Genomic DNA, 639 nt, shown 5'->3' with positions numbered 1-639 from the left:
ACCGCCGATACAATGAAGAAAGAGCTTAGTGGTATCAAGAGTTCTCTGGAAACAGCGACAACAGCTCATACAGTAGCCACACAGGCAAAAGTGCTAGGGGAAGAGGTAAACAATTTACTGAAACAGTCCAATTTAACGGTTCTTTCAATTTCCACACCGTTTCTTGTTGCGACAGGGAAAAAACAACTCACCTTGAAGAAAGGAACGCGTATAACCTTGGCATTAGGCAATGATACTTTGGTTGCAAGTTATACGGCAGATACAAGAATAAGCGTTCCTTCTCTTTCGGCAGGCAAGGATTATTATGTTTATCTGGTTTCTGATGGAAAACAGTCTCATAAACTTGTTTTGTCAGAAAACTCTACCTATCCAAGGGATTACACAGTGAGTAATTCTCGTAAGATAGGAGGGTTTCATACGCTCTGTGCGGATGTTGGTACGATTTCTGGTCATCCCTTATCCGGTTATCAAGCAGGGGATATATTGCCGCACTCTGTTTGGTGCCTCAATCACCGCCCGCATAGTTCCCCAGAGGGCATGGTTTACGACCCGTCACAAGATATTTGGGTTGATATTTATCTTCAGTCAGGGACGGGTGAAAATACGAAATCAATGTATCGTACCAATATAACAACAAAC

The 639-nt window shown here is 42.7% G+C and carries 1 pseudogene; it reads left to right on the top strand.

Going from position 1 to position 639, the window contains the following annotated elements:
• Positions 1 to 639: pseudogene (locus tag ACFIQC_RS10115) on the top strand (hypothetical protein); the annotation flags it as partial.

The sequence above is a fragment of the Bartonella sp. AA126HLJHH genome (assembly GCF_042197425.1).
GTDB lineage: Bacteria > Pseudomonadota > Alphaproteobacteria > Rhizobiales > Rhizobiaceae > Bartonella.
Note: the sequence above shows the minus strand (reverse complement) of the source record. Positions and strands in the feature narration are given on the sequence as shown.